The organism is Sporosarcina sp. P33, from assembly GCF_002077155.1.
Taxonomy (GTDB): domain Bacteria; phylum Bacillota; class Bacilli; order Bacillales_A; family Planococcaceae; genus Sporosarcina.
The window spans coordinates 2,041,351-2,054,137 of record NZ_CP015027.1 but is presented as its reverse complement, the minus strand read 5'-3'; the positions used below and the strand labels follow the sequence as shown (position 1 = coordinate 2,054,137).

Sequence of the window (12,787 nt, the reverse complement as noted above, 5' to 3'; positions counted from 1 at the left end):
AACCGGATATTCCGGTTCTTTTTTTATTCGTTTTAAGCGTAATTGGCACACCTTTCTGTTAAAATGAAAACAGAAATTCGCATACTGGAGAGGAGCTTGCTGCATGAAAGAACAATTGATTGAACGATTCATTCGTTACGCTAAAATCGACACACAATCAGATGCAACTTCTGAAACTACGCCGTCAACTGCCGGACAGTGGGATCTGCTGCATATGCTTGAAAAAGAAATGGCAGAAATCGGACTTGAGGAAATTTCGTTGGACGAAAATGGTTACTTGTTCGGCACACTGCCCGCCAACACTGACAAAAAGCTTCCGACGGTCGGCTTTCTGGCGCATGTCGACACAGCCACTGACTATACCGGCAAAAACGTCAAGCCGCAGCGCATCGATCACTATGACGGAACAGACATATCACTCAACGACACAACAATCATGAGTGTGCAAGCGTTTCCCGAGCTTCGCAACTATGTTGGGCACACGCTGATCACAACAGACGGCACAACGCTGCTTGGTGCAGATGATAAAGCCGGTATTACAGAAATCATGACAGCGATGCAGTATCTGGCCGAGCACCCGGAAATCAAACACGGCAAAGTACGCGTCGGCTTCACGCCAGACGAGGAAATCGGGCGCGGACCGCATAAATTTGACGTCGAGCGATTCGGTGCAGAGTTCGCCTACACAATGGACGGCGGACCGCTCGGTGAATTACAGTATGAGAGCTTCAACGCGGCCGGTGCGGAAATAACATTCCACGGCACAAACGTTCATCCCGGAACCGCAAAAGGCAAAATGGTCAATTCTTTACTGATTGCGGCTGAATTCCAGGAAGCGATGCCTCCGCATGAAATTCCGCAGGAGACGGAGCAGTATGAAGGCTTCATCCATCTGATGGAAGCGCATGGCTCTGTAGAGAAAACAACATATCAGTACATTATCCGTGACTTTGACCGGGATGCGTTTGAAGCCAGGAAAGAGCTTTTCCGGACCGCTGCCCAGCAGCTTCAGGACAAGTACGGAGAGCAGGCCGTAGAACTGACGGTCACAGATCAATACTTCAATATGGGCGAAAAAATTACACCGGTTATGGAAATTGTGGATGTGATGGCCGATGTTTACCGCAGTCTGGATATTGAGCCGAAAATTGAACCGATCCGCGGCGGTACTGACGGTTCCCAACTTTCCTATATGGGTATGCCGACACCGAACATTTTCACGGGCGGTGAAAATTACCACGGCAAATATGAATTTATTTCAGCAGATAATATGGTGAAGGCAACGCAAGTGATCATCGAAGCGCTGAAGCTCCAAGAGCAGCGCGGATAAGCAAATGAAAGCAATTGGAATTGGCATCTTATCTGCCCTCTTCTTTGCTGTCACCTTCGTGTTGAACCGGTCGATGGAGCTTGACGGGGGCAGCTGGATGTGGAGTGCATCGCTGCGCTATTTCTTCATGGTGCCGTTTCTGATTGCCATTGTCGCCATGCGCGGCGGGCTGCCAGGAATGAAACGTGAAATGACGGCGGCACCCCGGCTTTTTTTCATCTGGAGTTTCGTGGCATTTGTATTATTCTATGGACCGCTGACATTTGCTGCGGGGTACAGTCCCGGTTGGCTCGTTGCGGGAACATGGCAAATGACAATCGTTGCAGGCGTACTGCTCGCTCCTTTCTTTACGTTCCAGGTAAAAACGGAAAGCGGTGAAATCCAGACACTCCGCCACCGTATTCCCGCAATATCTTTGATGATTTCATTGGTTATCTTAGCCGGTGTTGTGCTGATACAGATTCCTCATGCAAGCACTGTATCCGCGCAAATTATTTTGCTCGGCATATTGCCGCTTATCGTTGCGGCCTTCGCATATCCGCTCGGCAACCGGAAAATGATGAAACTGGTCGGCGGCAGACTGGACATGTTTCAGCGTGTGCTGGCGATGACGCTGATGACTATCCCGGTCTGGCTTCTCTTGGCGCTCTATGCATGGGCGACAGTCGGCTTACCTTCTGCCAGTCAGGTTGTGCAGTCATTGATTGTTGCGGTAAGTTCAGGTGTCATTGCGACATCGCTCTTTTTCATGGCAACCGATATGGTGCAGCACGATCAGGGCAAACTTGCGGCAGTGGAAGCCACACAGTCTGTTGAACTGCTCTTCGCAATGCTCGGTGAGATGCTATTGCTTGGCCTGCCATTGCCTGGCGTACTTTCATTAACCGGAGTGCTGGTGATTATCGGCGGTATGTCACTGCACAGTTATCAGACGTCACTCGCTGCAAAACACGGCTGAACAGAAAACAGGGTTGCCCGCTGATCAATAATTGATCTGCCGGACAACCCTGTTTATATTTTAGGTTCATGAATTTGCCGCGGGATACGCTTTTTCAGAAGCTGCGGTCTGACTTCAGACAATAAAATTGCAATGAAAATGATGAGCGCGCCGAGAAACATTCGGAACGTCAGAATTTCATATGCAAGGGCTACAGAAAAAATCATACCCCAAACCGATTCTGTCGATAAAATAATCGCTGCTTTTGTCTCCGACAGATGTTTCTGTCCCACTGTTTGCATTAAAAAAGCAAGTGTCGTGGAGAAAACGGCCAAATAGACTACGGAACTTAACGCTGCGGGGTCCATGGAAAATGAAGTTTCGCCCAGTCCAAGGACCGTCAGGCACCCGATGACTGCTGCGAAAGCCATTTGCAGCAATGTCAGCAAAATCGGATCTTCCGAACGGACAAATCGTGCTGTGTAGAAAATATGAAATGCAAACAGCACCGCACAGCCAAGTGTCAGCAAATCCCCCACATTGATGCTTGACGACCATTGCAGCGATAATACCGCTACTCCGATCAGCGCCAGCACCGCTCCGAATAACTCCAACGTATCCAGTCTGCGTTTATATAAAACAAATGCAATAAAAGGGACAATTACTACATTGACGCCTGTCAAAAAAGCATTCTTCGAAGGCGTCGTAAACTGCAGGCCTACTGTCTGCAGCGCAAACGCCGCATAAAGCAAGGCACCGAGCAAGGCACCTTTCCACAAAACAGCACGGTCCATATCGTGCAGACGTTTACGGAACACAAGCCCGAGCAGTAATGCGCCGATTGTAAATCGAACCGCCAAAATTTGATACGGCGTATAGTAATCCAATGCGAGCGCACTCATCACAAAGCCGCTTCCCCAAATGACAGCGGTCACTGTCAAGCCTATTTCACCTATGTATTTTTTCATTTTATTCACCATGCTTCCGCTAATCAGTCGTATTAGTTTAGCATGAAATTCTTGTCAAATACAGTAACCTCACAATATTTCGATAACAAAAAAAGCTCCTGCTTCACCATCGAAGCAGGAACTGAGTGTTATTCTTCATACAGACCGATTTCTTTAATGGTGCGCTCTACAAGTGACGGATCGACCGATTTATCGAAATCAATTTCCCCGCGGATTGCTCCGTTTGCTTTATACGTTTCATATTGCTTCTTGATATCGTCAATGAACATTTTGCCGTTTGGATCAAGTCCCGTAACAAAAACTCTTTCCCACAGTTCAGGATCTTTCAGTGCCGTATGTTTCACCATAATATCGATGATTTCTTGTTTATCTTTGTTCTTAAAGAACGCATCATTATAGTCACGCACGCCCTTCAGATAGGCAGCCATGAAGCGCAGTGATAAATCTTTATTCGCCATGAACTGCGGTGAAGCCAATACCATCGCAATCTGTGATTCAGGCGCATAATCGGTTGTGTCTCCAAATCGTACGTGGAAACCTTTACTGATTCCCTGCGCAATAAGCGGCTCGATATTCAGTGCAGCATCGACAGTTCCTGAATCCACCGCTCCAAGCATCGCACCGAAGTCAGCTATATGAACATATTCTACATCGTCTTCTGTTAGGCCCGCGTGCTTCAGCATTTCTTGGTAAATGTAGCCGTCTATCGAGTTTCGGGATGAGACGGCAATTTTCTTCCCTTTGAAGTCACTGTATTCTTTAATCTGATCTTTCATGTGATTACCGATGACGAAGCTGAAGTAGGATTTACCCGGCATGTTGTGGCCTTTATCTGCAATAATCCGGACATCTATTCCTTGTGCAATGGCGTTAAAGAAAGATGCAGTGGAAACACCGCCCGCAATATCCACTTCTCCCGCCGCCAGTGCCGGTAGCATATCATCGCTGTTCGCAAAATCTGCGAAGTCGACACGTATATTATAGTCTTCAAAATAACCTTTTTCTTTAGCAATATAGAAGCCCGCTCCGGAAGCCGCCCCGTCTTCCGCAATAAATACTTTCGCCTGCTTCTCGAGGGGAGCCAGATCACCCGACGCCGGTTTTTCATTGCCCGTTACAGGCTTCACTACTTCTTTCGGTGAACAAGCACCCATCATCAGAACAATTGATAACACACTGAACAAGCCCGCTTTTTTCATCCACTTCCCCACGTCATCTCTCCTTTTATCATTTACTCCCTAGATTTCAGTACTTCTTCTTGCAGATGATGCCAGATTTCAATAAATTTCGCCGCCATTTCGGGATCTTTGCGGATATCTTCAATTTGACGCGGCCGCGGCTTGTCGATGATAATCTCCTCTATAATTTTCCCTGGCTGTGCTCCCATTAATAATATCCGGTCACTCAGCAGCAACGCTTCATCGATACTGTGTGTAATGAACAGCACCGTCTTCTTCGTCTCTGCCCAAATGCTTAATAGCTCTTCCTGTAAAATGAATCGATTTTGTTCATCCAGCGCCCCAAACGGTTCATCCATCAGCAGAATCTCCGGATCATTTGCGAATGCCCGCGCAATACTTACCCTCTGCTTCATTCCGCCGGATAATTCTTTCGGATACAGTGAAGAAAAACGCTCTAATCCTGTCTTTTTCAAATAAAAGTCCGTACGCTCGTCAATAAATGCTTTCGGCAAGTTGCGCATCTTCAGTCCGAACGCCACATTTTCCCGGACAGTCAGCCACGGAATAACACCGCGCTCCTGAAACACCATCGACTGCAAAGGGCGGTCCTCATTCTCTGTCGCAATCGTAAAACTGCCGACACTCGGCTGTTCCAGCCCAGCCAAAATACGCAGCAAGGTCGTCTTACCGCACCCGCTCGGTCCGACCAGACAAACAAACTCGCCTTCTTGCACTGTCATGGAAATATTCTCAAGCGCCACCACACTGCCCTGCTTCTTATAAAAAGCTTTCATCAGACCATCCACCGTAATTTTTGGCGTCCCCTCCATTTCTTTCACCTCCAAGGCAGTAACTTATTTTGAAGCGCGCGCAGCATAATAGAAAATAAATAACCAAAAAACGAGATAAGAATTAAGCCGACGTACATTTCAGGCAATAAAAAGGCCTTGTATGACGTCCAGATTAAATAACCGATTCCGGAAGTGGCCCCCATCATCTCTGCCGCGACAATGGTCAGCAGCGCAATCGCCTGCCCCATCTGAATCCCTTCCAGCATGACGGGCAATGCACCTGGAAGAGCAATTTTAAAGAAGAAATTCCACCGGTTTGTCTGGTAGTTATTGGCGACATCCAGATAAATTTTATCAATATTGAGCACACCGGCTGCCGTATTAATCACTACCGGGAAAAACACACTTCCCGCAATCGTCACTACTTTCGACAGATCCCCAATACCGAATAAAATAATAATAATCGGCAATAATGCCAAAGTTGGAATCGGCATAAGTGCCATGACAATCGGCTGTACGAAATGCCGAATCGGCGAATACAATCCCATCAGCAAACCAATAATTACACCGGGAATGACACCCGCCAAAAATCCGATGAAAATCCGATACAGTGATACGCCTACGTGCTTCGCCATCATACCGCTCGCAATCATGTCGAAAAAGGTTTGCACAATCGTACTGGGCGGAGGGAAAAATCGAATGTCTAAGACACCTGTTCTGGACAGCACTTCCCACAGCACCAGCAGAAAAATGGGGGACACAATCGTCAGCAGCTGCTTGCCGCGCTCCTTGCGCTGACGCCGCTTCCATTCCCTCTGTTCCACCTCAAATGACTCATCACGGGCCAATTGTTGAGTTTCCACTCTTCACCACCTCTTCACTGCCTATAGTATGTAAAGGCCTAGTAAATTGGTTGGGCTTCTGCCGCATGCCGGTTGTTTCCAAGTGCCTGTTTGACTATACTGAAACTATGACTACACTTACAGCAGATCAAATCAGAGAATTGAATAGTTACAGTATCTATCTGACAACACCTGAACACCCCGTTTTCACGCTCTCAGACGTTCTGGACCTTTCTAAGATACAAAACGTGGTACAAGTCGCACAGACTGTCAGCCAGAGTCCGAATGAAGTAGTGGCCGCTTCCTATTTCATGCGGCGGCTGGGCATGTTCTTCGCCATGCAGCTCTATAATCTGGCGGCTTATGATGAAATATGGAACGGCTCACCGGAAAACCTTCATTTCGGTGCATTGGAGGAATTCGGAAACAGGACAATTAGTACTTTTGCAGATGCAGACGACTGGGAAATGGTCGATGACGGGGAACGGCAGGCACATATTAAGCGTTTGCTGAATGATGCACATGCCGCGATCACGTCTTTGCGCACAGCTGCCCCCGTTTCTCCGCTCACCTTGTGGGAAAATATCTTTGGATTCTGGCTATGGCAATACCATGTGCTGTTGTCTGATCCGGCTACGGAAATGGAAGCGAGGGATGATTTGAACACACTAAAAGACGACACCATATGGACAGGCATCGCCAATCACTCGCGCTTTGCGGGTTATTTGAACGGTTCGGAACCATCTGCTTTACTGAATACCACTGTGCGCAAAACCTGCTGCTTCTCAAAAGACGTTCCAGGCCTAATGCGCTGTGGTTTTTGTCCAATAGACTAAAAATAAACAGGCCCGTCCGCATTGAATGCGAAGGCCTGTTTATTGTTTGCTGCGATAAGCAAGAAATGATTGTTTGGTTGAATAGATCACACCCATTGCCGCCCCGCTGTAGAAAAACCCCATAAAGATTCCTGCAGATAAATTTTTCGGATGACTGATGAATATGGACAAGCCGAGTGCAACTACGGTAGCTACTGTAGAAAGCCAGGTAGGACGCACCTTGAACAACCATTTTGCCAGTAATACTGCTGCCAGTACGACCGGCACTGCCCACATAGCATCCCACACATTTGTATGGATTACAGGGAATTCCGTCAGCATCTGCTACACCCTTTCTTTTTTGTTAGGATGTGCATTTTGCTTTTATTTATCCGTTAAAAAACCTCCCAGTCCAAAAACTGAGAGGCACCCGCGCTATACTTCCTTCGTCGCGGCCCGTTGAATTTCCCTCCGCATTTCATAAATGTTCTGCACAATCACTTTACCGACTGCATAGGCAGGCACGGCAACTAAAATACCCAGGAATCCGGCCAGACTTCCCGCTACGAGCAAGACCGTAATAACAGTCAGCGGATGTATGTCAAGTGATTTTCCCATTACGTTCGGTGTGATGAGGTTACTGTCTATTTGCTGTGCGACCAAAGTAACGACACCTACCCAAATAACTAGCTTCGGATCTTGCAGATACCCAATAAGCAAAGCAGGCGCTACGGCAATCCACGGCCCGATGAACGGTATGAGGTTCATAAAGAGCGCGAGAATAGCCAGCAGCAATGCGTATTCCAGCCCGATAATCCAATAACCTATTAAGATAATGCTCGCTAGAATAGCACTGATCAGCAATTGACCCTGAATGTAAGAGCGCAATACCTGATCAATATCTTCCAATGTCTTCTTGATCCATAAACGGCGTTTTCCCGAGAACAGATTATAGATTTTTGGCGCGAACTTTTCATGATCCTTCAGCATAAAGAAGAAGAAAAACGGAACCAGTAAAAGTAAAACGACTGCCTGTACAAATGACTGAACAAATTGCACGAACCATTTGCCGAACTTCACCGCAAAGGTTTGTACAGATTCAAATGCTGAATTCAGCGAGTCCTGTAAGCCATCCGGCAAATTATCCTTCTGATTCAGCGCTTCGTTTTTCAGCTGTTCGAGCTGTTTGGTAAGCGCAGGCCCATTATCTACGAGATTATTCACTTCTTTCGATATAATCGGGCCAATAATTGCGATTAAAATCCAAACAACTGCCACCAAAATCAAGATAACTGTTATGATACTTCCCCATCTTGGCAGTCCCTTTTTCTCTAAAAACTTCTGAATAGGAACTGTCATGTAAAAAAGTAAGCCCCCGAAAATCAAAGGCAGAATAATAGTTTGTAAAATGACGCCAACAGGCCTAAAAATATAATTTACTTCTAAAAAGTATTTCGTGATCAGCAGTGCCAGCAATATACCAATTCCTGTCTGGAACCATACCTTTTTCGTCAAATGCTCACTTCCCCTCTTTTTAACTATACACGGTTATTGTTATTATACGCGGTTGAGCCGTCCGTGTCGAAATTTCCATTAGCCGTTTGATATACAATAATTCGAGAATTTTACACTGTATTGTAACAATAATTGTCTAACTATGCGAAAAAATCTCAATTCCTCTTGTCCTGGCCGTATTTACTCGGTAAAATGGTTCTGTCTTGGAAAGAATATCTATTCTTCAAGAAATACAACGTAGAAACGAAGGGATCTTAATGTGACAACAGACTTGGAATCGTCTATGGTCATTACATGATCAGGTGAAAGATGTCTTCCGCTTTTTCACTGCACCTGATTCTTCCGAAATGGTAAAGGGCGGACAGGGCGGAAAAAAGATTGGCGTGAATCATGAAGGAGGGGGAAGAGACTCCCGCAGTTATTCAGCTACACAGCTCATTGGGCTGCTGCTGGGACCGTTACTCTTTTCCCTGATTTTACTGTTCTTCAAACCTGCCGACTTGTCTGCGGCGGGTATCGCTATTTTAGCCAGTACCGTATGGATTGCAGTGTGGTGGATTACGGAAGCCATTCCGATTCCGGTTGCTTCACTGCTGCCGCTCATACTGTTTCCGCTGACAGGCGGGCTGGAAATGAAGGATACGGCGTCTTCTTATGGCGATGAAACGGTTTTCTTATTTATGGGCGGATTTATGATTGCACTTGCCTTGGAGAAATGGAATTTGCACCGTCGGATTGCACTGACAATTATTTCTGCCATCGGAACAAACATGGACAAAATCGTTCTCGGTTTCATGGTAGCGACCGGATTTCTGTCTATGTGGATTTCCAATACTGCAACAGCCATGATGATGGTGCCGATCGGTCTGGCGATCATTACACAAGTAACTGTCGCGTTGAAGGATGATACATCTATCGACACATCAAAAGAAAATTTTGGATTCGGTAAAGCATTGATGCTTGGTATTGCCTATTCGGCTTCACTGGGCGGGATTGCGACATTGATCGGTACGCCGCCAAATACATTGCTTGCCGGTGCTATCAATAAAATTTACGGCATCGAGCTGTCATTCGGCAAATGGATGTTATTCGGTGTGCCATTTGCCTGGGTATTCATTTTGCTTACGTGGTGGTATTTGGTGAAGATTGTCTATAAATCACCGGTAAAGACATTACCGGGCGGACGCGAAGTCATCGATAAAGAAAAGAAAATGCTTGGACGCCCTTCGATTGAAGAAGTGATAGTCTTCATCGTCTTCGCCCTGGCTGCCTTTTCATGGATTACGCGTTCATTCTTCCTGTCAAAGTTTATTGACGGCTTGAGTGACGGCGTCATTGCGATTGCGTTTGCTATGATTTTATTCATCATCCCTTCTGTTAATAAAAAAGGCGATCACTTGCTGGATTGGAATACAGCAGTAAAATTACCATGGGGTATCCTGCTTCTGTTTGGAGGCGGGCTTGCCATCGCAGCCGGTTTTGTCAGCAGCGGTCTGTCTGAATGGATCGGAGCACAGCTGATTGGACTGAAAGGTGTTCCGCTCATTGTCATTATTTTGATCGTTGCGACACTGGTCATTTTCCTGACAGAGATCACGTCAAATACAGCAACAGCTTCCATGATGTACCCAATCATGGCTTCATTGGCACTTGCTCTTGGGTTCCACCCGTATGCATTGATGATCGCGGCAGGTGTAGCAGCATCTTGTGCGTTCATGCTGCCGGTTGCCACCCCGCCGAACGCGGTCGTTTTCGGGTCAGGTTATCTGCGGATTCCTGATATGGCAAAAGCCGGATTCGCGCTCAATATTGTCGGAGTTGTGCTGGTGACGCTCTGTATTTATTTCCTCCTCCCTTTACTGTGGGGAATCGATTTACAGACAATACCGGAAGTATTTAAAGGATAAAACAAATCAGGTGCCCGGGTTCGCTCGGACACCTGATTTTTATTTACTGCGCTTTACTCAGTATTTTTCGCCGTAACCGTATGAGCAGAACATAGACGACAGGCACAACTGCCGAAAACACAGCAAGGCTGGTCCACCCTGCGAACTGCCAAAGAGGGGTCACCAGCGTACTTCCTGCCGCCATACCGACATAATAAGAAACGAGGTACAGGCTGGAAGCACTTCCTTTGTGATGTGTTGCTTCTTTACTGACAGATGCGGCCGTTAAGGAATGGGCAGAGAAAAAGCCAAAACAGATGGCGCAATAGCCGATAACAATCAGCGGTAAGTTCGACGAAATCGTAAGCAGACAGCCCGCCGCCAACAGAAGGACTCCTGTAAAGCGGACTTGATCCATCGATATTTTTCCGGCTATGGATCCGGCAAGCGGTGAGCCGATTATTGCGAATGCATAAGCAAAATAAATGTATGATATTTCGTCGAGCGTCAGCAAGAATGGCGCAGCCGTCAAATGGAATGGAAGAAACGTCCACATGCCCGTGAAGCTCAGCTGCAGTACAATGCCGAGCCCAAAAACAATCAGCAATGCCGGATTCTTTAAGTGAATGCCAAAACCTTCCATGTCTTTCTTCATCGTCTCTACACTTGGCTCGAAATGAACAGACTTTGGCAAAACAAACAGCAGAAAGACAAATACCGCCACACCCGTGACCGTCAACAGCTGAAGTGACAGCTCCCACGACCAGCGTTCTGCCAAATATCCCGTTACAATACGGCCAATCATCCCGCCTGTGCTGTTAAATGAAATATACAGCGCGGTTGCCACGCCCACAACCCGCTCATTAATCTCTTCATTGATATACGCGAGGGCAGCAGCCAACACGCCAGCCATTGCAAAACCTTGTACAAAACGCAGCACAAGAATGACAGTGAATGACTGAGCCAATAACATAGGAATGAATAAAAGTGCGGTTGCCAATACAGATACTTTGACAAAATTTGATCTGCCGAGCCTGTCAGAATAAAACCCGAGAACGATTAAGCCGATAATCAGACCCACTGTATTGACAGACATAGCTAAACTGGCAGTGGATACCGATACATTAAATTGCTTTGTTAAAATTGGCAGCAAAGGCTGTACCGCGTACATTGCCGCAAAGATCTGCACTGAAGCAATGCCCAGTCCTATAACAATACGCCAAAATCTCAGCTCGCCAATTGTTGATTTTGCTTGTAAATTCATGAAGACACTTCCAGTTCTAATAATACGAATAATGAAATTATATCACTACGAAAGCGGTTTAACAGGAATTAGTAATGCATATGTTGAGATTTTCCGTATATTATCTACGCGAAAAGCCATCCTACTTTTTGGAGGTGTTGGACAAATGAACAAAATGGCGATGACAGCTGTCGAACTTGGTGCACTATACCTCATGCGAAATAAGCAGTCACGGGAAAAGCTGATGGAGCAGATTAGTCAACTTTCAGGGAAGAACAGTACTCCGTAATGCCTGACATTTGTTATGCACTCCAAAAAGCCGGAGCTTTAGGGTTCCGGCTTTTTCTTTTTATGTAAGTTTTAATCAAAGAGAAGTTACTTGAAACTGTAATAATTCCGTCACTAGTTCAAAGGTTTTCTCCTGATCAAAATGGGTATTTATATAGTAACAAATGAAACGGAGGAGATTACATGAATAACAAAGACCACGGTACAGAAGATAAACTAAAAGGTATGGCTAACAAAGCCAAAGGAAGCGTTAAAGACGCTGTAGGCGATCTGACAGATAACACAAAAATGCAAGTTGAAGGTAAGCTGGACAAAGCAAAAGGTGCTGCCCAAGAAAAAATTGGGGAAGCAAAAGAGCATTTCAGCGATACGGAAGCACGCAGCGAAAACCCATAATCAATTGACAAGCCTGCAGATGATTCAGCAGACTTTTCTATTCAAAAAGAAGGATCTTCCACTCAGATGGAAGATCCTTCTTTTTCATAACTGATCTGTTCCTATCCGCGGACTGTTTGGAATGGGACGATCTGTATCCGCATCCAACTCATTATCCAAACGTTCTCCGCTGTTTGTTTGCTGACCGGCGCTGTCATGCAGGTTTACTGACTGTCCAAGCTCTTCTTCCGTCAGATTATCTACAAATAATGCAATACCGCCTTCTTTTAACTCATTATAAAAATTCTTTGCTTCTTGCTTGGTGAATCCCATTTTAATAAAGATAGTCAGCATTTCATCTTTACTGTTAAACAATCTGCGGGTATGATCCCACAAAGACCCGTCCTGAATACCGATCAATTCAATTTCGGCATCACTTTCTAAAACCTTCAGGTCGTCCAGCACATTGGAGACTGCACATATATGCTGCTTTTTAAAGCCTTGTGCTTCAAGCTCCGTTATTTTATATAAGACGTTATCCACTGAATGAAATGTGCCTGCATATTTTTTATTCATTAAACTTGCACCTCCCTTTTTAGCTAGCGCTATTCTTTAC

The 12,787-nt window shown here is 46.0% G+C and carries 14 protein-coding genes; 6 read left to right on the top strand and 8 right to left on the bottom strand.

Going from position 1 to position 12,787, the window contains the following annotated elements; translation table 11 throughout:
* Positions 1 to 103: 103 nt before the first annotated feature.
* Positions 104 to 1,330 (top strand): peptidase T, encoded by a 1,227-nt coding sequence (gene pepT / locus SporoP33_RS10265; RefSeq protein WP_081243608.1) that lies wholly within the window; start codon positions 104 to 106, stop codon positions 1,328 to 1,330.
* 4 nt (positions 1,331 to 1,334) lie between these two features.
* Entirely contained in the window at positions 1,335 to 2,288 is a 954-nt protein-coding gene (locus SporoP33_RS10260; protein WP_081243607.1) for a DMT family transporter, read from the top strand.
* Between the two features lie 53 nt (positions 2,289 to 2,341).
* On the opposite strand, the gene SporoP33_RS10255 is transcribed toward SporoP33_RS10260, so the two are convergent.
* The 4 genes from SporoP33_RS10255 to SporoP33_RS10240 all read right to left on the bottom strand — a co-directional run bounded on the left by SporoP33_RS10255 (position 2,342) and on the right by SporoP33_RS10240 (position 6,070).
* Positions 2,342 to 3,235: a DMT family transporter gene (locus tag SporoP33_RS10255; RefSeq protein ID WP_081243606.1), complete on the bottom strand. Its 894-nt coding sequence runs from the start codon at positions 3,233 to 3,235 to the stop codon at positions 2,342 to 2,344.
* 128 nt (positions 3,236 to 3,363) lie between these two features.
* On the bottom strand, positions 3,364 to 4,434 hold the full coding sequence (locus SporoP33_RS10250) for an ABC transporter substrate-binding protein (protein WP_081244832.1): 1,071 nt from the start codon (positions 4,432 to 4,434) through the stop codon (positions 3,364 to 3,366).
* Between the two features lie 32 nt (positions 4,435 to 4,466).
* Complete coding sequence (locus SporoP33_RS10245) at positions 4,467 to 5,246, bottom strand: ABC transporter ATP-binding protein (RefSeq protein WP_081243605.1); 780 nt, start codon at positions 5,244 to 5,246, stop codon at positions 4,467 to 4,469.
* Positions 5,247 to 5,251: 5 nt separating this feature from the next.
* Positions 5,252 to 6,070, bottom strand: coding sequence for an ABC transporter permease (locus SporoP33_RS10240; protein ID WP_081243604.1), 819 nt, complete (start codon positions 6,068 to 6,070; stop codon positions 5,252 to 5,254).
* Between the two features lie 227 nt (positions 6,071 to 6,297).
* Here SporoP33_RS10240 and SporoP33_RS10235 point away from each other — a divergent pair, with 227 nt between their 5' ends.
* Positions 6,298 to 6,885 (top strand): hypothetical protein, encoded by a 588-nt coding sequence (locus SporoP33_RS10235; protein WP_231293231.1) that lies wholly within the window; start codon positions 6,298 to 6,300, stop codon positions 6,883 to 6,885.
* A gap of 39 nt (positions 6,886 to 6,924) precedes the next feature.
* On the opposite strand, the gene SporoP33_RS10230 is transcribed toward SporoP33_RS10235, so the two are convergent.
* The gene (locus SporoP33_RS10230) at positions 6,925 to 7,206 is read right to left on the bottom strand and encodes a hypothetical protein (RefSeq protein WP_081243603.1); all 282 of its coding nucleotides are present in this window, start codon (positions 7,204 to 7,206) and stop codon (positions 6,925 to 6,927) included.
* A gap of 93 nt (positions 7,207 to 7,299) precedes the next feature.
* Entirely contained in the window at positions 7,300 to 8,379 is a 1,080-nt protein-coding gene (locus tag SporoP33_RS10225; RefSeq protein ID WP_081243602.1) for an AI-2E family transporter, read from the bottom strand.
* Between the two features lie 347 nt (positions 8,380 to 8,726).
* Between SporoP33_RS10225 and SporoP33_RS10220 the strand changes: the two genes are divergently transcribed.
* Complete coding sequence (locus SporoP33_RS10220; RefSeq protein WP_369821977.1) at positions 8,727 to 10,286, top strand: SLC13 family permease; 1,560 nt, start codon at positions 8,727 to 8,729, stop codon at positions 10,284 to 10,286.
* A 43-nt stretch (positions 10,287 to 10,329) separates the two neighbouring features.
* Here SporoP33_RS10220 and SporoP33_RS10215 read toward each other — a convergent pair whose 3' ends face one another.
* Positions 10,330 to 11,529, bottom strand: a complete 1,200-nt coding sequence (locus SporoP33_RS10215) for an MFS transporter (RefSeq protein ID WP_081243601.1) — start codon at positions 11,527 to 11,529, stop codon at positions 10,330 to 10,332.
* 145 nt (positions 11,530 to 11,674) lie between these two features.
* Here SporoP33_RS10215 and SporoP33_RS16470 point away from each other — a divergent pair, with 145 nt between their 5' ends.
* Both SporoP33_RS16470 and SporoP33_RS10210 read left to right on the top strand, forming a co-directional pair.
* Positions 11,675 to 11,797, top strand: coding sequence for a hypothetical protein (locus SporoP33_RS16470; protein ID WP_255363014.1), 123 nt, complete (start codon positions 11,675 to 11,677; stop codon positions 11,795 to 11,797).
* A gap of 182 nt (positions 11,798 to 11,979) precedes the next feature.
* The gene (locus SporoP33_RS10210) at positions 11,980 to 12,192 is read left to right on the top strand and encodes a CsbD family protein (protein ID WP_081243600.1); all 213 of its coding nucleotides are present in this window, start codon (positions 11,980 to 11,982) and stop codon (positions 12,190 to 12,192) included.
* 84 nt (positions 12,193 to 12,276) lie between these two features.
* Here the strand turns inward: SporoP33_RS10210 and SporoP33_RS10205 are convergent, their stop codons facing one another.
* A complete protein-coding gene (locus SporoP33_RS10205; protein WP_081243599.1) occupies positions 12,277 to 12,747 on the bottom strand; it encodes a general stress protein in 471 nt (156 codons plus the stop codon).
* Between the last annotated feature and the right edge of the window lie 40 nt (positions 12,748 to 12,787).